The organism is Aquabacterium olei, from assembly GCF_003100395.1.
GTDB lineage: Bacteria > Pseudomonadota > Gammaproteobacteria > Burkholderiales > Burkholderiaceae_C > Aquabacterium > Aquabacterium olei.
In genome coordinates, this window is the sequence record NZ_CP029210.1 from 2,836,510 (window position 1) to 2,855,779 (window position 19,270).

At 66.8% G+C, this 19,270-nt stretch carries 17 protein-coding genes; 5 read left to right on the forward strand and 12 right to left on the reverse strand.

Annotated features, from left to right (window positions below):
• Nucleotides 1-21 precede the first annotated feature (21 nt).
• Nucleotides 22-747, reverse strand: coding sequence for a hypothetical protein (locus DEH84_RS12710; protein WP_159098954.1), 726 nt, complete (start codon nucleotides 745-747; stop codon nucleotides 22-24).
• Nucleotides 744-1,535, reverse strand: coding sequence for a hypothetical protein (locus DEH84_RS12715; RefSeq protein ID WP_159098955.1), 792 nt, complete (start codon nucleotides 1,533-1,535; stop codon nucleotides 744-746). Before DEH84_RS12715 ends, DEH84_RS12710 begins: the two co-directional genes overlap by 4 nt.
• Nucleotides 1,536-1,648: 113 nt before the next feature.
• On the opposite strand from DEH84_RS12715, the gene DEH84_RS12720 reads away from it, so the two are divergent.
• Nucleotides 1,649-1,858: an oxidoreductase-like domain-containing protein gene (locus DEH84_RS12720; RefSeq protein ID WP_109037182.1), complete on the forward strand. Its 210-nt coding sequence runs from the start codon at nucleotides 1,649-1,651 to the stop codon at nucleotides 1,856-1,858.
• 31 nt (nucleotides 1,859-1,889) lie between these two features.
• Here the strand turns inward: DEH84_RS12720 and tssH are convergent, their stop codons facing one another.
• From tssH to DEH84_RS12760, 8 genes are read right to left on the reverse strand one after another with little or no spacing between them, the layout of a single operon-like run.
• The gene (gene tssH, locus DEH84_RS12725; RefSeq protein ID WP_109037183.1) at nucleotides 1,890-4,673 is read right to left on the reverse strand and encodes a type VI secretion system ATPase TssH; all 2,784 of its coding nucleotides are present in this window, start codon (nucleotides 4,671-4,673) and stop codon (nucleotides 1,890-1,892) included.
• 59 nt (nucleotides 4,674-4,732) lie between these two features.
• Nucleotides 4,733-5,821 (reverse strand): type VI secretion system baseplate subunit TssG, encoded by a 1,089-nt coding sequence (tssG, locus tag DEH84_RS12730; RefSeq protein ID WP_109037184.1) that lies wholly within the window; start codon nucleotides 5,819-5,821, stop codon nucleotides 4,733-4,735.
• Nucleotides 5,785-7,656 (reverse strand): type VI secretion system baseplate subunit TssF, encoded by a 1,872-nt coding sequence (tssF, locus tag DEH84_RS12735; protein WP_109037185.1) that lies wholly within the window; start codon nucleotides 7,654-7,656, stop codon nucleotides 5,785-5,787. The genes tssG and tssF overlap by 37 nt, the downstream gene beginning before the upstream one ends.
• Before the next feature lie 5 nt (nucleotides 7,657-7,661).
• Nucleotides 7,662-8,123, reverse strand: coding sequence for a type VI secretion system baseplate subunit TssE (gene tssE, locus DEH84_RS12740; protein ID WP_159098956.1), 462 nt, complete (start codon nucleotides 8,121-8,123; stop codon nucleotides 7,662-7,664).
• Nucleotides 8,124-8,155: 32 nt separating this feature from the next.
• Nucleotides 8,156-8,725, reverse strand: coding sequence for an Hcp family type VI secretion system effector (locus DEH84_RS12745; protein WP_109037187.1), 570 nt, complete (start codon nucleotides 8,723-8,725; stop codon nucleotides 8,156-8,158).
• A 22-nt stretch (nucleotides 8,726-8,747) separates the two neighbouring features.
• Entirely contained in the window at nucleotides 8,748-10,226 is a 1,479-nt protein-coding gene (tssC, locus tag DEH84_RS12750; RefSeq protein ID WP_109037188.1) for a type VI secretion system contractile sheath large subunit, read from the reverse strand.
• Between the two features lie 4 nt (nucleotides 10,227-10,230).
• The gene (gene tssB, locus DEH84_RS12755; protein ID WP_109037189.1) at nucleotides 10,231-10,746 is read right to left on the reverse strand and encodes a type VI secretion system contractile sheath small subunit; all 516 of its coding nucleotides are present in this window, start codon (nucleotides 10,744-10,746) and stop codon (nucleotides 10,231-10,233) included.
• A 23-nt stretch (nucleotides 10,747-10,769) separates the two neighbouring features.
• Complete coding sequence (locus DEH84_RS12760; RefSeq protein WP_109037190.1) at nucleotides 10,770-11,453, reverse strand: tetratricopeptide repeat protein; 684 nt, start codon at nucleotides 11,451-11,453, stop codon at nucleotides 10,770-10,772.
• Nucleotides 11,454-11,701: 248 nt separating this feature from the next.
• Here DEH84_RS12760 and tssJ point away from each other — a divergent pair, with 248 nt between their 5' ends.
• The 3 genes from tssJ to icmH are packed head-to-tail and all read left to right on the forward strand — an operon-like array spanning nucleotide 11,702 to nucleotide 14,610.
• Entirely contained in the window at nucleotides 11,702-12,409 is a 708-nt protein-coding gene (gene tssJ / locus DEH84_RS12765; RefSeq protein WP_159098957.1) for a type VI secretion system lipoprotein TssJ, read from the forward strand.
• 37 nt (nucleotides 12,410-12,446) lie between these two features.
• Nucleotides 12,447-13,808, forward strand: a complete 1,362-nt coding sequence (gene tssK, locus DEH84_RS12770) for a type VI secretion system baseplate subunit TssK (RefSeq protein WP_109037192.1) — start codon at nucleotides 12,447-12,449, stop codon at nucleotides 13,806-13,808.
• Between the two features lie 16 nt (nucleotides 13,809-13,824).
• Nucleotides 13,825-14,610, forward strand: coding sequence for a type IVB secretion system protein IcmH/DotU (icmH, locus tag DEH84_RS12775; protein ID WP_109037193.1), 786 nt, complete (start codon nucleotides 13,825-13,827; stop codon nucleotides 14,608-14,610).
• Between the two features lie 6 nt (nucleotides 14,611-14,616).
• On the opposite strand, the gene DEH84_RS12780 is transcribed toward icmH, so the two are convergent.
• Nucleotides 14,617-16,008, reverse strand: coding sequence for a replication-associated recombination protein A (locus DEH84_RS12780; protein WP_109037194.1), 1,392 nt, complete (start codon nucleotides 16,006-16,008; stop codon nucleotides 14,617-14,619).
• A 478-nt stretch (nucleotides 16,009-16,486) separates the two neighbouring features.
• Here DEH84_RS12780 and DEH84_RS12785 point away from each other — a divergent pair, with 478 nt between their 5' ends.
• On the forward strand, nucleotides 16,487-18,439 hold the full coding sequence (locus DEH84_RS12785) for a DEAD/DEAH box helicase (RefSeq protein WP_109037195.1): 1,953 nt from the start codon (nucleotides 16,487-16,489) through the stop codon (nucleotides 18,437-18,439).
• A 154-nt stretch (nucleotides 18,440-18,593) separates the two neighbouring features.
• Here the strand turns inward: DEH84_RS12785 and lolA are convergent, their stop codons facing one another.
• Complete coding sequence (gene lolA / locus DEH84_RS12790; RefSeq protein ID WP_109038382.1) at nucleotides 18,594-19,262, reverse strand: outer membrane lipoprotein periplasmic chaperone LolA; 669 nt, start codon at nucleotides 19,260-19,262, stop codon at nucleotides 18,594-18,596.
• Between the last annotated feature and the right edge of the window lie 8 nt (nucleotides 19,263-19,270).

Below are 19,270 nucleotides of genomic sequence, written 5' to 3' on the forward strand. Positions count from 1 at the left end.
CCTGCACGCCCGCTCACCGTGTCAACGGGGTGGCGCCGCCACCAGCGCCATCCAGCTCACCGGCATGCGCAAGTCCATCGCCGGGATGCGCAGTGCCAGGGGCGCCACCGGCCCCTGCAGCGTGAACACCGTCTCGCGGGTCAACGCGGCCTGCAGCGGCGCATCCAGCACGGCCCGCAAGGTCCAGCTCGCCTTCAGGGGCACGCTGAGGTCCTCCGGCCAACGCCCGCTCACCAGCACATCGAGGTCCAGTGGCACCTGCGCGTCGACCGGCACCTTGAACTGCACCGGCAGCACCAACTGCACCGGCACGGTCACCTTGAACGGCGGCAGCCACCGCACCACCGGCACATCCAGCGACACCGGCGCCGACACGCGGACCTGCTGGTCCACCTGCACCACCGTGTGCACCGGCAGCACCGTCTTCAACGCGACCCGGGCGGACAGCGCATCCTCGAAGCGCACGCGCACCCGCTGGTCCACCTCCAGCGGCACCCGGGGCGAGGCCCTCAGGCGCGACGACAAAGGACGATTCACCGTGGCCGCCGCTTGCAGACCGGCTGGCAAGGTCAGCGTGAGCGGCTGATCACGCAGCGCAAGCCGCACTTCGGCATGCCGCCAGAACAACCAGGCGCCCGTCGCCATCAGGGCCAGCCACACGGTCAACACGAGCAGCGCCACCGCGACCATCTGGGGCCGTGTCACCGCACGGTGCCAGCCCGATGGCGCCCTCATGTGGCGTGTCATGGCGCGGCCGCACCGGTCGGTGCCGGCCCCTTCAACCCGCCGATGCTCAGGGCCTGGAACGGCAGGGTCAGATCCAGTTCGGCCAGGCCGGCCCGTACCGTCTGCTGAGGAAACCGCAAGCTCGCCTCCACCGGGCGCGACAGTGGCAGATGCAGCACCTCGCGCACCGGCACACGGGCGTCGATCACGGTGTCGATGCGGGTGCGGATGGGTTCGGGCAGGCGCACCCGCGCGGGCGCCTGCAGCACCACGGGCAACCGTTCGCGCACCGGCACCACCACGTCGATCGGCACATCGGCCTGGATGGGCACACGGCCCCGAATGGGCAGGTTCAGCGTCATGCCCAGCACCCGGGTCTGCACGCGGGTGTCCACGTCCACCGTCTGGTCCAGCCGGATCACGGTCTTCACCGGCACGTCCAGCGCGATGGGCACCGTCGTGTCCAGGCTCACCACCAGCGGGATCTCGTCGTCGATCGGAATGGACAGCGTCTGCTGGATGGGCACACGCACCGGCAGCGTCTGGTCGATGCGCACCGTCACGCCCTCGGCCACGGTGGCCCTTACGGCCAACGACTCGGGCAGCAGCACGTCGGCCTGCTGTTCGCGCAGCGTGACCCGGGCCGCCAGGTGGTGCCACGCATACGCCGCCACGCCCACTGCCACGGCCGTCATGGCCAGCACCAGCACGATGGACGTCAGGATCAGCGCCCGCCATGTGACCACACGACCACCCGCCGCCGGGGCGCCAGAAGGCGACGGCGACGCGGGCACGGGATCACGGGACACATCGGGCTGCACGCGGACACTATGCCACGCATGCCGGTATCATCCGCACGCCTCGCGCACCGTGTCCGCGCGATGTTCCCTCAGCCAGACGGCGCCCTGCACGCCGCGTGACCATGGACTTCCAGCTCACCGACCGCGAATCGGCCCAGGCCATGTTCGCCCACTTCCAGCGCCAGGCCGCCCAGAAGGGCGTCACCCTGCGTGAACCGCCCCCCGAACCGACCACCTGCTGCGGCCGCGGCTGCAACGGCTGCGTCTGGGAAGGCTTCTACACCGCCGCCAACGACTGGTGCGACGAGGCCATGCTGGTGCTCAGCGACTGAGCGGGGCCGAGCCGGGTCGCCCCGGCCCCGATCACGCCACCTTGAAGCGGAAGGCGCCGTCCTTGGCCGCGCTGACCTTGATGCGCTGGATGGGCTGGCCTTCGGCCATGCGGGCCAGCACGCTTTCCGCCACCTCGGGCAGCAGGCTGCCGTTGAGGATGTGGTCCACCGCCCGCGCGCCCGTGTCCACCTCGGTACACCGCGCCAGCACCGACTCCACCAGCGCGTCGTCGTAGCTCAATTCGGCCTGGTGATTCGCCGCCACGCGGGCCGCAATCCGATCCAGCTTGAGCTTGATCACATCGACCAGCACGTCGTCGTTCAGCGGGTAGTAGGGCACCACCTTGGTCCGACCGATGAAGGCCGGCTTGAAGGTCTTGTAGAGCACCGGGCGCAGCGCCTCCGCCAGTTCGTCTGCAGCTGGCATCTCGTCGACCGACCTCATCACCGGACCGCCCAGCTCCTCGTCCTGTCGGAAGCACGCATTCATGATCTGCTGTGAGCCCGCATTCGAGGTCAGGATGATCACCGTGTTGCGGAAGTCGATCTCGCGACCCTCTGCATCGTCCATCACGCCCTTGTCGAACACCTGGAAGAACATCTCCAGCACATCCGGGTGCGCCTTCTCGACCTCGTCGAGCAGCACCACGCTGTAGGGCTTGCGGCGCACCGCCTCGGTCAGCACGCCGCCTTCGCCGTAACCCACATAGCCCGGCGGCGAGCCTTTCAGGCCGCTGACACTGTGCGCCTCCTGGTACTCGCTCATGTTGATGGTGATGAGGTTGCGCTCGCCGCCATAGAGGATGTCGGCCAGCGCCAGTGCAGTCTCGGTCTTGCCCACGCCGCTGGGGCCCACAAACAGGAACACGCCCTTGGGCTTGTTCGGGTCCTCGAGCCCGGCGCGGGCCGTGCGCACACGCTGCGCAATCGCAGCCAGCGCATGGTCCTGGCCGATGACGCGCTCCTGCAGCGTCCCCTGCAGATTGCGCACCGTGCGAATCTCGTCCTTGACCATCTTGCCCAGCGGGATGCCCGTCCAGGCCGCCACGATCTCGGCGACCACGTGGCCGTCCACCTGCATCGGCACCAACGGCGCCTCGCCCTGCAGGGCGCCCAGCTCGGCCTGCTTGCCAGCCAGCAACTCGTGGTCGGGCGACGCCGGGCTCGCATCCATTTTCTTGCGCGATTTCGCGGCCTTGCTCGTGCCCTCGGGCGCCGCGGTGTCTGCAGTGGTCGTGGCCAGGCCTGCTTCGGCGGAAGACAGACCACCGGCCTGCTGCTCCAGCTTCGCGCGCAGCGCCTGGATGTCGCTCACCAGTTGCTGTTCATGGCTCCAGCGGGTCTCGTCGGCCTGCAACTGCTGCACGATGGCATTGCGCTCGGCCTTCAAGGCGTCCAGGCGCTCACCATGGCGCGCCCCGATTGCGGCCTCACGCAACAAGGCGGCGGCCTCCGCGTCCAGACGCTCCAGGCGCTTGCGCGCCTCCTCGATGCGGGCCGGCGTGGCGCTCTGGCCCAGCGCGACCTTGGCGCACGCTGTGTCCAGCACGCTCACGGCCTTGTCGGGAAGTTGGCGGCCGCTGATGTAGCGCGCCGAAAGGCGCACCGCCTCGCGGATCGCGTCATCGAGCAGGCGCACGCCGAAGTGCTTCTCCATCAGAGGGGCCATGCCGCGCAGCATCGCGCAGGCCAGCTCCTCGGACGGCTCCTCCACCTTGATCACCTGGAACCGCCGGGCCAGCGCCGCGTCCTTCTCGAAGTACTTCTTGTACTCACCCCAGGTGGTCGCGGCAATTGTGCGAAGCTCGCCGCGCGCCAGAGCCGGCTTCAGCAGGTTCGCTGCATCGTTCTGCCCCGCCTGGCCGCCCGCACCGATCATGGTGTGCGCCTCGTCGATGAACAGGATGATCGGATGCGTGCTGCGCTTGACCTCGTCGATCACGTTCTTCAGGCGGTTCTCGAACTCCCCCTTGACCGACGCGCCCGCCTGCAACAGGCCCATGTCGAGCACATGGATGGCGACGCCCTGCAGCGGCGGCGGCACGTCGCCCTGCGCGACGCGCAGCGCCAGCCCCTCCACCACAGCCGTCTTGCCCACGCCGGCCTCACCCGTGAGGATGGGGTTGTTCTGACGCCGACGCATCAGGATGTCGATGGCCTGCCGGATCTCGGCATCGCGACCGATCACCGGGTCCACCTTGCCTTCGCGCGCACGCTCCGTGAGGTTGGTGGTGAACTGGTCGAGGGCGGGGGTCTTGCCGCTGAGCGCGTCGGCGGCATCGGCCTCATCGCCATCCCCCCCGTCATCCTGCACCGAGCCGGCGGCGGCAGGTGTCACCGCCTCGGTCGAGCCGCGAGTCACCTCGGCCAGCCGGTGCTTCAGGTCCTCCAGCGAAAAGCGCGCGAACAACCGCGACGTACGGTGCGCCAACTGGCTCAGGGTGGGCTCGGTCAGCAGCGCCAGCAGCAGATGCGCACTGCGGATGCGGGCGACAGCCGATTCAAGCGACGCGATCAACCAGGCGTGCTCCAACAGCACGGGCAGGTGCGCCGAGAACACAGGCGTGCGCGTGTTGCCCGTCTTGAAGCCAGCCAGCTCCGCCTCGATGTCACGCTGCAACTCGGTGAGCGACACATTGGCCCGCTGAGCGAGCACCGAGAGGTCGTTACCCGGCTGCTCCAGCAGCGCCAGCAGCAGGTGCTCGATGTCCACTTCGTAGTGGCCGCGGCCCATGCACAGACTGGCAGCCCGCTCGGCCGCCTGGCGCGTGGCGTCGTTCAGTTTCGAGATGAGGGTCTTGAGGTTCTGGCTCATGGCAACGGGGTCCTTCCCTGGTCCTTGTGTGTTCTTCGTTCTGATGCATCCCGCCAGGCTCAAGCGGGATGCAGCTCGTAGCAGATGTCCCCGCGGTCTGCCCTGGCTGGGCGGGTCTGCAGAAAAGTGTCCCAGCCGAGGCGGCTGCGCGTGTTGTCGCGGCCCGACTTCAGCACGGTCGGCTCGATGTGCGCGCGGTCCAGTCGCAGGCGCACCTCAAAGGTCAGCCCGGTCCCGAAGCACAGCGTCAACCACTGCGACAGCGCACGCGCTCCACGGCTTCCCGGCAGAAACCCCTGCAGGTGGGCGTGGGGCAAAGGCCCCAGCTCCACGCGCAGGCACAGGTTGCGCTGCCAGACTCGCTCGCCCAGCAGCGCCGACTTCCCCAGCACGCCCTGTGTGCGTTGTCCGGCCACCTGCACCCCGAGCCGCGCACGGGCGAGCTCGGGCAAGGCATACCAGCGGCCCACGAACTGTTCGATGTGCACCGGCAGACCGAAGTACTCGGCCAGCACGCGCTGAGCCTGCACAGCCGACCACCGCTGGTGCCGCAACGCCCCGCCGTAGTAGGCCAGTGCCTGAGCCGAGATCGCAGGTACGCGCTCCGTCCCACCCCGCGGCCGCTCCCCCTCCAGCCCCCCCAGAGACAGCACCATCCGCCGGAAGCGACGTGGCGCCGTCAGCTCCAGATCGATGGGCAAGCGGTGCTTGCGCCACGCGTCGTAGAACAACACGACCGAGCGATGCGTGAAGACATCGAGGAACGCGCGGGCTGCGGTGTCCTTCTGGTACAGCTCACGCTGCCCGATGGCCTCGGTGTAGCACAGCGGCAAGGCACCACTCACGCCCAGCAGCCCCATGAAGGCAGGCGTCACCTCCACCCGGTCGATCGCGGTGGCCGGAATCACACCCAGGTCGACGGGGCCGTCTTCCCGAGCATGCACCACCAGCGCCTCGATGTCGCTTGCGGGGAACGACAGCGACACGGCATTGCGGAAGCGAACCCGCGCCAACCCGCGCGCCGCTGGGAACGCGCCGTCAAGCCAGCGGTCCAGCAACCGCACGGCCTGAAGGAAATCGAACTGCTGCGGCTGCTGCAGCAGTTGGTGGATCACACCAGACGTTGAGCGCCGCTGCGGGGAGGACATGACACCAGAACTTCCTGGGTACGCGCGGCCAGCACGGTGAGCTGGGTGAAACTGTTGGCGTGGGCATACAGGCCGAAAAACCGATCCAGGACTTCGGCAAACAGGCCGAGTCCAGCCCCGACGAAACGCTCCTCATCGACAAACAGCTGGACTTCCGTACCCTTGACGAAGGAAGCGAATGGCTCACCCGGGAGCCAGGCAGTCGCATCGCGACACCGGAGGTTTTCCAGGCCATCGATCATGCCCCGCACGCCCGATGCGCGGGCAAAGTCGTAGAGGCCCAGCATCTCGCGCAGGCCTTCAGCACCGCTGGACGCAAGCGACAGATGGTTGAGCGACAGGTGCGAGATCAAGCGCCACAACATCCCGCCGTGGCGAGGCAACCGCACGCTGGCCGTCGGCTTGCGCAGCAGGCGAATCTCGCGTGCCGGACCGCCCCCTTCCATGAACAGGTCGCCACCCTGCAGGCCGAAAGGCAACAGCGACGGCAGATCGCGGTTGGTCGCCAGCACTGTCAGCGAAAGCGTGTCGATCTGCGGCGTGGCCGGATTGAAGGCGTGATCCACCAGCGTCAGTTCCGTCTCGTAACCCGGGCTCTGCTCGGCCAGGTCCTCGTCGCGGCGGACATGCCAGTAACACCGCGGAGCGCCTTCTTCACCGGCCCCGTCGTCCCCATGGCGGAACGAGAACATCGGCCCGAAGGCCTCGACCGCTTCCCCTTCCGCCGTCTTTCTGACCCGGAACACCTTGCGGATGGTATGGACCTCATAGGCAAACGCGCGCCGACTGTCCACCACCACCGGATAAGACACCGCCTGCTGCGTGATGCGGATTGGATCGGCGTGCTGCTCGAACAGATTCACCACTGGCGTGCAGCCCAGCAAGAGGTTGCGCTCTGAACTCATCTCGAGCAGGCGCGATGCATCCGAATCGCTGCGGATGCCCTTCATCAGCAGATGGACGGTCAAGGTCGGCGCATCAGACCCGGCGGCACCGGGCGCCATCCCCGCAGGGGCCGACACCGGCAGGTCGACGAAGTTGAACTTCTCTGGGAAGACAAAGTACTCTGTGAGCAACCGATAGGCATCGTGCGTTCTCGCGTCGAACGCCACGAGGGGCTCGTCCGGATCGAAGCCCGCCTGCTGTGGCCCGGCATCCGATGCCATCGGCTGCCAGGCGCCATGGTCGCCCCACTGCACCATCATGCCGGCGACATTCCGACACAAGGCCTCGCGCAAGGCGACCACCAGCGAAGGTTCGCCGTCGAGGTAGAAACGCAACGGTCGCGCCAAGACATCGGGCCAGGTTGCCTGAGGCGACGACAAGGAAAGACGTACCGACAGGACGGACGTCACGCCAGCGGGCAGGGGCGTCCCGGGCGGGGCCTTCACCGCATTGCGATAGACCGCCGACTGAACCACCAGCGGCAGCAGGGTGACGTCCTGGGTGGTCCGAAAACGGCACGCCACCCCTTTGACGGGACGACTCTGCAGGCTGGTGCCTCGCCCCACCGTGATCGCTCGGGTGAGCTGGCCGGCCGCTGCGCCCTGATCGAAGCGCGCCACCGAGCACGAAGGGAACGGCCGGAGGTAGTGCGGGTACAGCACCTCGAGCATGGACTCGGTGAACAGCGAGAAATCGTCGTCCAGCCGCTTGTGGATGCGGGCGGCCAACAAGGCGAACGACTCGATCATGCGCTCCGCATGCGGGTCGCTTGACACGCCGTCGCTCAGCTCGAGCCGAGCGGCGATCTTCGGATAGGCGCGCGCGAACCCCGACGCCCTTTCACGCAAAAAGGTGAGTTCACGTTCGAAATGGGGGACAAGGCTCTTCATGCAGGTCAGGCGCCCTGTTGCACGCTGAAATTCTGTTTGGACGAATCCATGACGGCTTCGAAACTGATCGGCTCGCGGGCATCGCCGACACGGAGTTCAGCCACGACGTCAAAGCCCCAGCGCCCGGCAATCAACGAGGTACCCCGGAACCGCACCTGCACATGACGCAGCCGGTGCTCATGGGCCAGAATGGCGCGCTCGATGCTGCGGCAGACCTCGTCCATCTCATGCGCGCCGTAGGTCGTGACGTGCGCGAAATCGGTGAGGCCAAAGCCCATGACCGAACGGGCAGCCAAGCTGTGCTGGGCGCCGGCAAGGAACAGCGCTTGTCGGGCGTTCAGGATGTTCTCGACATCGCGCGCCACCTGAGCCTTGATCTTGTCGATGCCGACCAACCCGCCCGGACGATGCTCACCCTCGGCGGCCAAGAGGCGATCCCAGATGCTGGGCGGGAACTGGTCAGGCATGGACAAGACGGGGGCTACGCCCCCGAACCCCATCAGGAGTAGGTGGTGGTGTTGGTGGCCAGGTTCCAGGCGCACGACACGTTGGTGTGGCCGACGGTACCGTCGATCTTCACTTCGTCGTACGACCAGCGGATGGCCGAGTAACGCAGCGAGAACGTCTCGGTCGGCAGACCCTCACCGCCGACCTGCGGCGTGACGCTTGACACCAGCACGTTCTTCATTTCGATCAACAGGTAGCGCTTGCGCTGCAGGCCGCCGTTGTGCTGACCGGCCTGGTTGGCCGTACTGGAAATCGCGCGGTAGAAATAGACCTTGACTTCCTTGAAGATGGTGCCGGCCGAGCAGGCCTGCAGCAGCTTGGGCGTGGCCGCATCGATGTCCTTGGTGAACACCATGTCGGCGTGCTCGCAGCGCTCGGCCGAGTGACCACCGGCCGTCGAGGACGTCGCCGACTTGGGCTGGCGCACGGTCTGGGTCCACGAGCTCACCTCGAGCGTCGGCTTGGTGTTCTTTGCGGTGGGCGATGCCGAGCCGTGGTCCTTGTCACGGACGTCACCGATGACGTCCGAGCCCACGAACTCGACAAAGATGTCCTTTGCCATTCCTCATTCCTCCTGTGTTTGATTAACCGTTGGAGCCGGGCAGCTGGGCGACCAGGCGCAACGAGATGGACAGCTCGTCCAGCTGGAAGTGCGGACGAACGAACGAAACCGCCCTGTACACCCCCGGACGTCCGGGTACTTCTGAAACCTGCACTGCGGCCTCGGCCAGCGGGTAACGCGCCTTGGTCTCCTGCGAGGCGGCCTGGTCTGTCGTCACGTACTGCTGCAACCAGCCGGTGAGGTAGGCCTCGATCTCGCCTGGCGACGCAAAGCTGCCGATCTTGTCGCGCATCATCGACTTCATGTAATGCGCAATGCGGCAGACCGCAAACATGTACTGCAGCTGAGCCGACAGCACAGCATTCGCACTGGCCGCATCCGAGTCGTACTTTTTGACCTTCTGCACCGACTGCGCGCCGAAGAACGCGGCGTAATCAGTGTTCTTGCAGTGCACCAACGGGATGAAGCCGAGGTCGCTCAGTTCCTTCTCCCGACGGTCCGTGATGGAAATTTCCGTCGGGCACTTCAGCGCCACTTCGCCATCGTCGGTCCGGAAGGTATGGGTGGGCAAGTCCTCCACCAGGCCGCCGCCTTCGACACCCCGGATGGCGGCACACCATCCATAGCTTTCAAATGCGTTGGTCAGGCGAGCCGCAAAGGCGTACGCGGCGTTCACCCACAGATAACGCTCGTGGTCGGTGCCATCCGTGCGCTCGACGAAGTTGAAGCCTTCGCAGGTCACACCGTCCTTCGGATCGAACGGCTGACGTCCCAGAAAGCGCGGGAGCGTCAGGCCGACGTAGCGCGCATCCTCTGCGTCACGGAAGGACTTCCACTTGGCGTATTCGACCGTGTCGAACACCTTGGCCAGATCACGGGGCTTGCCCAGGTCCGTGTAGGTCTCCAGACCGAACAGTTCCGGCGATGCGGCCGAGACGAAAGGCGCATGCGAGGCGGCTGCCACGTGGGACATCTGCTCGAGGAAGTACATGTCTTCCGCGCCACGGCCGATCTCGAAATCACCGATCAGGCTGGCAAACGGCGCACCACCGAAGGTGCCGAACTCTTCTTCATAGACCTTCTTGAACAGTGCCGACTGGTCGAAGTCGATGGCCGTCTTGAAGTCCTTGACAAGTTCCTTCTTGGTGGCGTTGAAGACCTTGATCTTCAGCATCTCGCCTGTCGAGGTCTGCTTGCACAGGTAGTGCAGACCCGTCCACGACGACTCGAGTTTCTGGAACTCGGGGGCGTGCATGACCTCGCTGAGCTGCATGGAAATCAGCTGGTCGAGCTCGGCAATCCGTGCATCGATGGTGGCCGAAAGGTTGTCGGACACCGTGACCGTGCCTTGCATGACTTCCTTGACCAGCTCGGCAATCAGGTCCTTCGCACGGGCGTGCTCGGTGGTGGTCTTGGCCACCTTGCTCTTGGCGACGATGTCGTCGAGCAGACTGGTCGATTCGACCACGGCACCGGTCTGGGCTTGCAGTTGTGCGCTCATGATGTCACTCCCCGCCCTGCTGGGCTTCTTCGCCCAGTTGCTTGAGCTTCTCGGTGTTGTTGAGCACCTCGCCGAGCACGTCTTCCAGCTTGTCGTTGCCGGCCAGCTTGTTACGCAGGTCGGACAGCTTGCTGCGCGCCTCCAGCAGCTTGCGCAGCGGCTCGACCTGCTCGACCACGGCCTCCGGCCGGAAGTCGTCCATCTTCTTGAACTCGAGGTTCACGGCGAACTCGCCGCCATCGGGACTGAGCTTGTTCTTCACACGGTAACTGGCACGCGGTGCCATGCCGGCCATCACTTCGTCGAAGTTGTCCAGATCGACGTTGACGAACTTGCGGTCCTTCAGTCGGGCCTGCGGCTTGTCAGGGTCGGGCTGCCCCGTGAAGTCGCCCATCACACCCATGACGAACGGCAGCTCCTTCTGCTCGGTGGCGTCACCGATTTCAACGTCGTAGCGCAGTTGCACGCGGGGGGCGCGGACACGTCCGAGACGGTCCTGCACGCTGTCTTTCTTGGCCATGACAAGGCTCCTTCCTGGTCTGTTTACTGCAAGGCACCAAAGGGGTTGCTTCGCGCGCCACCGGCGGGCTGAGCGGCGGGCTTCACGACGGCGGCGGGGGGCGCGGCACCCACTGCCGGCGCCTGAGCGCGGTTCATCACCGGGGTCTGCGGGCGGTAGGCGGGACGATTGCCGCGCGGCTTGGCAGCGGGCTCCGCAGGGCCGGCGACCGGCGGGAGGATGGGTTCGCCCAGCGCCTCGCGGATGATGCGGGCGACGCTTTCGGCTTCGCTGCGCGTCGAGCCGGTCACTTCGTTGGCCTTGCGCAGTTGCTCAAGCGCCTCGGCACTGACACGCAGGCCGCTGACGGCAACAATGCTTTTCGCGGTGAGGTCGTTCACATCGCGTTGCAGCACTTCCTGGGCTTCGGTGATCGCCAGGCCGTACTGGCGGGCCTCGAAGTGAATCTGGGCCTTCTTCAGCCACGGCTCCTTCGCAGCCGGATCGGCCTTGATGGCCGCATCGAGGTGTTCGATGGCCTTGTCGGACTGACCTTGCTGCTGGGCCTTCTCGGCGGCAGCCAGCTTCTCGTTGACCTGCTCCTGCACGGCCAGACGGGCACTCGCCTCATCCTGCTTGCGGACCGTGCTGCAGCCCGTCAGGCTGGCAGACAACACGAGAACCCCGACCGCGCAGCCCATGCCGCGGCGAATGCTGTACAGCTTCACACCTTGCTCCCTGAATCGCTTGAATTGACTTCTGTGCCGGCCTGCTCTTGGGCAGCGCCTCGATGGCTGGCCGGATTAGAGCCGAATTCGACTGGAGCGCCTGCCCTCTTCCGGGGGGTGTTTACAGACTCTTTCAATCGGTTTCATCTCCACGGCCCCCTGGTGGGGGGAGTGGGCTCGGACTTGAAGGCGGGGCTCTCTACACTACCGCCCGGCGAAGGGCATTGGTCGCTCCGTCCACAGAAGTCATGACAACAGGGAGAAGCCGTGCGACGGGCTGGTGCGTCGCCGCGCTGGTCACATCCACGCTGCTGGGCGCCTGCAGTTCTGCCCCGCAGGCACCGGCCATGCCAGCCGCGCCGGAGTGGGCCCAGGCTCAAGCGCTGCCATCGACTGACAAGGCCGGTCTGCTCGATGCCATCGGCAACCTGGGCAACAAGGCGCTCGAGAGCATCGGGCTCAAGCAGCCTGCGCCGCCAGAGTTGCCCCAGGTGCCCGACAGCGCGCTGCCAGACTGGCCGGTCAGTCTGAAGCTGCATGCCAGCGAGGCCCTGAACGTCGCGCCCAGCGGCCAGTCGCTCGCCGTGCTGGTGCGCGTCTACCGACTGAAAAGCCCCGATGCCTTCCTGCAGGCACCCCTCGGTGTGTTCGGGGACGCGGCCAAGGAGAAGGAAGCGTTCGGCGAAGATCTGCTCGGCGCACGCGAGATCCAGCTGGTGCCCGGCCAGCGCCATGCCTCCACCGAAAAGGTCGCGCGGGATGGTCGCTTCCTCGGCGTCGTGGCGCTGTTCCGCAAGCCGGCCGAGGGCCGCTGGCGCTACGCGTTCAGCACCCCGAAGGCGGCGTGGTCCGGCCTGCATGTCGGGGTCCATGCCTGCGCCATGAGCGTGCAGGTCGGCGAGCCCCTCGGCACACCCGCCCCTGCCGCGCGCTCGGCCGCACTGCCCTGTCCATGACGGCGCCCCATTGATACGAACTGGAAGGAACTGCGTCTTGATCCCGACTCCGAAGATCCTGTGGGGCGAAGGCCTCTTTCTGCGCCCTCAGCATTTCCAGCAACAGGACGCGTACCACGAATGGCGTCTCGCGCAGATGACGCGTGCGATGCACCCGTATGCCTGGGGCGTCCAACACATCAAGGTCGACCCGGATGCCCTGCAGACCGGCCTGCTGCGCCTGCTCGAGGTGCGCGCCATCCTGCCGGATGGCGAGCTGTACAACGCGCCCGGCGATGACGAGCTGCCGCCGCCGGTGGCCCTCAGTGCGCTGGGCGACGCAGCCGACACGCTGGCCGGCGAAGCCGTCTTCCATCTGACGATGGCGCCGCTGCGCGCGCAGGGCACCAATGTGGCCGCCTCCCGAGACGAGGCCGACACTGCGGCGCGCTACTTCCGGGAGGGGCGGCAGGTGGGCGACGCCTACACCGACGCCGTTTCAGCGGAAGTGGTGGTGCTGCGCAAGTCGGCGCGCCTGCTGCCCGACTCGGCACCACGGGCTCATCTGGTGAGCCTGCCCTTGCTTCGGCTCAAGAAGACCTCGACCGGGGGATTCGAACTGGACGGCCGCTTCATGCCGCCGTGCGCCAGCATCCAGGCCTCACCCGCGCTCTTCCTGCATGTGCGGCGATTGCTCGACGTGCTGCAGGCCAAGGTGGACGCGCTCTACGGCCTGCACCGCGAGCCGAGCAAGAACATCATCGAGTTCCGCTCGGGCGACGTCGCCTCGTTCTGGCTGCTGCACACCGCAAGCGCGGCCTTTGCCAGCCTCTCGCACCTGGCGCGGCATCCGGCCCTGCATCCCGAGCGGCTGTTCGAGCGCCTGCTGGAGCTGGCCGGCGCCCTGTTGACCTTCTCCAAGGGCTACACGCTGGCCGACCTGCCCGCCTACGACCACCTCAACCCGGGCCCCGCGTTCAACCGGCTGGACCAGATCGTTCGCGAGTTGCTGGAGACCGTGATCTCGACGCGCTACTTCGCGATCGCCCTGAACGAAGTGCAGCCTTCGTTCCACCAGGGACGTCTGGACGCCGAGCAGATCCAGCAGCAGACGCAGTTCTACCTTGGCGTGTCGGCAGCCATGCCGCCGGCCGAACTGGTCGATGTGGTGCCACACCGCTTCAAGGTCGGCGCACCCGACGACGTCGAGAAACTCGTGCTGTCGGCCATGCCTGGCGTGCGGCTGGTGCATGCACCCCAGGTGCCCGCGGCCGTGCCGGTGCGCCCCGGCAGCTACTACTTCACACTGGAACCGCGCGGCATGCTCTACGAGCGCATGCTGCAGGCCCAGGCCCTCACCATCTATGTGCCCGCCGGCATCCAGGATCTGAAGCTGGAGCTGGTGGCGGTCAACGCCTGACCCGGGGAACCGCACCATGTCGCCTTCTTCTGCCATGCCCACCCTGTTCGACGGCGCCCGGGCGCCCTCCCCGCGCCATGAGGCGGGCACATCGAGCGAGGCTGCCTGCCTGCTCGACCTGATGTACGACGGCTTCTATCTGCTGTTTCTGCTGAAGGCCAAGCATGCACCGCTGGACGCCGACACCTTCCGTGAGCGCATCAAGCAGTTCCTGACGGCCTTCGAGCGTGGCGCCACGCGCATGCAGGCCGATGCGGAGGACGTGTACGCCTGCAAATACGCCTTCTGCGCGACCGTGGACGAAGTGGTGCTGATGTCCGGCTTCAAGGTGCGCGATGCCTGGCAGCGGCTGCCACTGCAACTGCAGTTCTTCGGTGAGCAGCTCGCCGGCGAGCAGTTCTTCGAGCGGCTTGAGGCCTTGCGGCGCGAGGGCGCACGGCGCGTGCAGGCGCTGGAAGTGTTTCACATGTGCCTGCTGCTGGGTTTCCAGGGCAAGTACCTGCTGGAAGGCACGGAGAAGCTGAACTACCTGACCGCGCGCCTGGGTGACGAGATCGCCCGCATGAAGGGCCAGGGCGCAGCCTTCGCACCGCACTGGGCGGCACCGGACAAGGTGCAGAACCAGCTGAAAAACGAGGTGCCGCTGTGGGTGGTCGGTTCGGTGTTCGGGCTGATGGCCCTGGCGGGTTTTCTCGGCCTGCGATGGCAACTGACCGAGCAGACCAAGCAGCAACTCGGTCTGCGACACCACATCGTGCAGATGGCGCCCCAGGTAGCGCACATCACGATCACCCTGCCCTGAGACAGGTCACTCCGCCGGGTCGGCGTCGGCCCCGGCACGGCCATCTCCCAGCATGGCGCGCAACTGGTTCAGCCGGTCGCCGATCTTGATCTCCAGCCCGCGGTTCACAGGCTGGTAGAAGGGCTGAGGCGCCATGCCATCGGGGAAGTAGCGCTCGCCCGCTGCCACACCTTCCGGCTCGTCGTGGGCATAGCGGTAGCCATCTCCATGGCCCAGCTGCTTCATCAGTTTGGTCGGCGCATTGCGCAGGTGCATGGGCACCGGGCGGGTGGTGTCCTGCTTGACCCAGGCGCGCACGGCCTTGTACGCAGCGTAGGCTGCATTGCTCTTGGGGGCGATGGCCAGGTAGATCACGCATTGAGCCAGCGTCAGCTCGCCCTCGGGTGAGCCCAGTCGCTCGTAGGTCTCTGCGGCATCCAGCGCCATCCGCAGGGCCCGGGGGTCGGCCAGGCCGATGTCTTCGCTCGCCATGCGGATGAGCCGCCGCACGATGTAGCGCGGGTCGACCCCACCGTCCACCATGCGCACGAACCAGTACAGCGCCGCGTCGGGGTCAGAGCCGCGCACCGATTTGTGCAGGGCCGAGATCGTGTCGTAGAACTGGTCGCCCCCCTTGTCATAGCGACGCAGCTGCTCGCCCAGGGCCTTCTCGAGCTGCGGTTCGTCGATCTCCTCGACGCCTTTGAGCATGGCGGCCAGCGTCTCATAGGTGTTGAGCACGCGGCGGGCGTCGCCGTCGGCATAGGCAATGAGGCGGGTGCGGGCTGCCGGGGTCAACCTCGGGCCTGCGAGCACGGCCTGACCCTTGTCCAGCAGGCTGAGCATCGCGCCCTCGTCCATGGCGCGCAGCACGTGCACGGTGGCGCGAGACAGCAGCGCAGCGTTGACCTCGAAAGACGGGTTTTCAGTGGTGGCGCCAATGAAGGTGAACAGGCCCGACTCGACGTGAGGCAGAAAGGCGTCCTGCTGCGCCTTGTTGAAACGGTGCACCTCGTCCACGAACACGATCGTGCGCCGGCCCAGGCGCCGCACGGCCTGCGCCTGTTCCACCGCCTCACGGATGTCCTTCACCCCGCCGAGCACCGCCGAGATGGCGAGGAACTGCGCATCGAACGCACGCGCCATCAAGCGCGCGAGCGTCGTCTTGCCGACCCCGGGCGGGCCCCACAGGATCATGGAGTGGGGCTGGCCTGACTCGAAGGCCACACGCAGCGGCTGGCCGGGGCCGAGCAGGTGATCCTGACCGACCACGTCGTCGATGGACTGCGGCCGCAGGCGCTCGGCCAGCGGGGTGCCGACAGGGTGAGTCAGCGGGGCCGCGGGGTCCGGCGCCGGGGTGGCAGCAGGACGGCCTTGGCCACCGGGATCGGGCAGATCGAGTGAAAGGCTCTCTTGCATGACGGAATTGTCGCAGGCCGCCCAACCGCGCAGACAGGAGGGGGACTGGACAAACCCTCGTTACGGTGCCACAATTGCTGATTCTTCGTTGCGTTCGCCTGTCAGGGCTGCCAATGAAGGATCTGAGTACATCCCCTCTGACCTTTTTCAAGCCGGGCACACACCGTCGGGTGTCTGCCAGTCAAGGTAGCCGGGTCGTGCGGCGTCTGCTTCACCCGAAGCGACCACTCTGCGGAGTGCACGGACCACAGCTTCAGCACACGTGTCTTGAGTTCCGGTTGGCGGCGATGCCGTCGCTTTCAAACCGACTCACCGTGACCCGTCACGCGCTGCATGCGCCTGTCACGAAGTACGGACACGAATCCCAGCGACCCACCCCGGGCCAGGCCCGTCGACCCGCGATCGGGTCGCATCCTGGCTTGCGCGACATGCTGCCCATCGGGCCGCAGGTTGTGCCTTGCATTGCTTGAAAGAATCCATGTCCCAAGATCAAACAAACCTGAACAGCGTTGACTCGCAGCTCGAAGCCCTCGCTCGCCGCATCGAAAGCGATTTCGGCGTCGAGCCGCAGGCTGACGCCGTCGAGACGCCGGAAGGCCCGACCTTTGCCGACCTCGGCCTGAGCCCGCACCTGGTGCACGCCCTGGCCGATTCGGGCTACACCCAGCCGACCAGCGTGCAGGTGCAGGCCATTCCGGCCGCTCTGGACGGTGCCGACCTGCGTGTGGCTTCGAGCACGGGCTCGGGCAAGACCGCTGCCTTCATGCTGCCGGCGCTGGAGCGCATCGTGGCCGCCCGTGGCGACAACGCGAAGCGCCGCGAAAAGGGCAAGGTCCACGGTCCGCGCGTGCTGGTGCTCGCCCCGACCCGCGAACTGGCCCTGCAAGTGGCCAAGGCCGCGACCACCTATGGTCGCCACCTGCAAGGCCTGCGTGTGGCCACCGTGGTGGGCGGCGTGCCGTACGGCGCCCAGCTCAAGGCCCTCAAGGGGCCGCTGGATGTGCTGATTGCCACCCCTGGCCGTCTGCTGGACCACCTGGGCACCGGCGCCGCCATCCTGTCCAACCTGGAAGTGCTGGTGCTGGACGAGGCCGACCGCATGCTGGACATGGGCTTCATCGAAGACATCGAACAGATCGCGGCCGCCACCCCGGCAGAGCGCCAGACGCTGATGTTCTCGGCGACCTTTGCCGGTCACGTGGGCCAGCTGGCACAGCGCCTGACGCGCGATGCCCTGAGCATCGAAGTGGCCTCGCACACCGACAGCCATGACAACATCGAACAGCGTCTGCACCTGGCTGACTCGCTGGGTCACAAGAACGACCTGCTGGACAAGTTGCTGACCGCCCGCGAAGTGGACCAGGCCGTGATCTTCACGAGCACCCAGCGCGACGCCGACATCCTGGCCGACCGCCTGGCCGACATGGGCCACGCCGTGGCCGCGCTGCACGGTGGCATGCCGCAAGGCCGCCGCAACCGCGTGCTGCAGGCCCTGCGCTCGCGCCAGCTGCGCGTGCTGGTGGCCACCGACGTGGCCGCCCGTGGCATCGACGTGCCCACGATCACCCACGTGATCAACTACGGCATGCCGATGAAGCCGGAAGACTACGTCCACCGCATCGGCCGTACGGGTCGTGCCGGTCGCTCCGGTCTGGCCGTGACGCTGGCCGAGCGCCGCGACATCCCGATGGTGCGCCGCATCGAACGCTTCACCACCCAGCGCATCCCTGAATCGGTGATCGAGGGTCTGGAGCCGACGACGAAGATGTACGCCGACCGCGGCGGTCCTCGTCGCGACAAGCCGATGCCCGGCCACGGCCGTCGCGATGACCGCGCCCCCCGCTTTGGCGGCAAGCGTGAAGGCGGCTGGGGCGAGCCCCGCGGCTTCGGCGCTCCGCGTGAAGAGCGTCATGGCGGCGAGCGTCGCGAGTTTGCGCCGCGTGAAGAGGGTTTCAACCCGAACCGTGAAGCACGCTTTGCACCGCGTGAAGACGGTCCGCGCGGTTTCGGCGGCGATCGTCCGGCCGACCGCGGTGGCTTCCGTGGCGAGCGCAAGCCTTTCGGCGACCGCCCGCAGGGTGACCGTGGCGGCTTCGGTGGCGGCGAACGCAAGTTCGGCGGTGACCGTCCCTTCGGTGGCGACCGCCCCCGTGCGGACCGCCCCTTTGCAGATCGCCGTGAACGTGGCAGCGATCCGTTTGGCGACCGTCCGCAAGGCAAGCCGTTCGGCGGCAAGCCCGCCTTCGGTGGCGACCGCTTCGAGGCCCGTGGTGAAAGCCGCCCGTTTGGCGACAAGCCCTTCGGTGGCAAGCCGGGTCACGGCAAGTTCGGTGACAAGCCTTCGTTCGGCGGCAAGCCGGGTGGCTTCAAGTCGGGCCCGAAGCCGGGCTTCGGCGGCAAGCGCCCCGGTTTCGTCAAGCGCGAAGGCTGATTGAAGTGCCTTGCAGAGGCTCACGCTGTGAGCCTCTGGCCAGCCACAATGAGGGCTGGCTCAACAACATACAAAGATTCAAGGAGTGACGCGCCCTTGACGCGTCATGACGGACAGAGGCCCGGCCCCACATGGGCCCGCCCTGCCCGCTCGTTCAAGGCTGGTTCAACACGTCGGCGCCCGCTGGCGGTGTGAACTGGAAACGGCCGGCCGCCAGGGTCGGCTTCGAATCGAACTGCGTGAAGTCCAGTCTCGAGCGCTGCCCGAAGGCATCGAGGATCTCCAGCGCCGTCAACTGACCGCTGCGGAATCCGACGCGCACGGACTGGAATTGCCCCTCTTTGTGGCGCGGCAAGGCCTCCACCCATTCGATCGAGTTCGTTGCCTGTAGAGGCGTCGGGGTCGCGGTCGCCGCACCCGACGAAGAAGCAGCGACGTTCTTGAGGGTGAAGTCCTTGTCCAGCGACGCACCGGCCAGCAAGGCCGCCGGCGTGGCCCCCAAGGCCTGGCTCATCGGACGCACCGTGACCTGGTTGAGGTCGGTGTCGTACAGCCAGACCTGCTTGCCATCGCCCACGATGAGTTGCTCGGTGGGCGTGGTGTAGCTGAAGCGGAAGCGGTTCGGGCGCTGGAACTCCAGCGTGCCGCGCGACTGCCTGCTCTTCTTGCCGTCCGGCGAGGTCACGGTCTGCACGAAGCTGCCGCGACCGGCATCCACATCCTTCACAAAGGCGCGCAGCGCCGCCACGGCATCGGCCTGGGCCGGCTGGCTGAGCATCAGGCTGGTGACCATTACGCCGCCGAGCGCCAGCGTACGGGTCATGGACATCG

Coding starts and splice junctions, on each gene's coding strand:
- DEH84_RS12720 (WP_109037182.1), top strand. CDS start 1,649: ATGGACTTCCAGCTCACCGACCGCGAATCGGCCCAGGCCATGTTCGCC.
- tssF (WP_109037185.1), bottom strand. CDS start 7,656: ATGAAGAGCCTTGTCCCCCATTTCGAACGTGAACTCACCTTTTTGCGT.
- DEH84_RS12710 (WP_159098954.1), bottom strand. CDS start 747: ATGACACGCCACATGAGGGCGCCATCGGGCTGGCACCGTGCGGTGACA.
- icmH (WP_109037193.1), top strand. CDS start 13,825: ATGTCGCCTTCTTCTGCCATGCCCACCCTGTTCGACGGCGCCCGGGCG.
- tssJ (WP_159098957.1), top strand. CDS start 11,702: ATGACAACAGGGAGAAGCCGTGCGACGGGCTGGTGCGTCGCCGCGCTG.
- tssE (WP_159098956.1), bottom strand. CDS start 8,123: ATGCCTGACCAGTTCCCGCCCAGCATCTGGGATCGCCTCTTGGCCGCC.
- DEH84_RS12745 (WP_109037187.1), bottom strand. CDS start 8,725: ATGGCAAAGGACATCTTTGTCGAGTTCGTGGGCTCGGACGTCATCGGT.
- lolA (WP_109038382.1), bottom strand. CDS start 19,262: ATGACCCGTACGCTGGCGCTCGGCGGCGTAATGGTCACCAGCCTGATG.
- tssH (WP_109037183.1), bottom strand. CDS start 4,673: ATGAGCCAGAACCTCAAGACCCTCATCTCGAAACTGAACGACGCCACG.
- tssG (WP_109037184.1), bottom strand. CDS start 5,821: ATGTCCTCCCCGCAGCGGCGCTCAACGTCTGGTGTGATCCACCAACTG.
- tssC (WP_109037188.1), bottom strand. CDS start 10,226: ATGAGCGCACAACTGCAAGCCCAGACCGGTGCCGTGGTCGAATCGACC.
- DEH84_RS12785 (WP_109037195.1), top strand. CDS start 16,487: ATGTCCCAAGATCAAACAAACCTGAACAGCGTTGACTCGCAGCTCGAA.
- tssB (WP_109037189.1), bottom strand. CDS start 10,746: ATGGCCAAGAAAGACAGCGTGCAGGACCGTCTCGGACGTGTCCGCGCC.
- DEH84_RS12780 (WP_109037194.1), bottom strand. CDS start 16,008: ATGCAAGAGAGCCTTTCACTCGATCTGCCCGATCCCGGTGGCCAAGGC.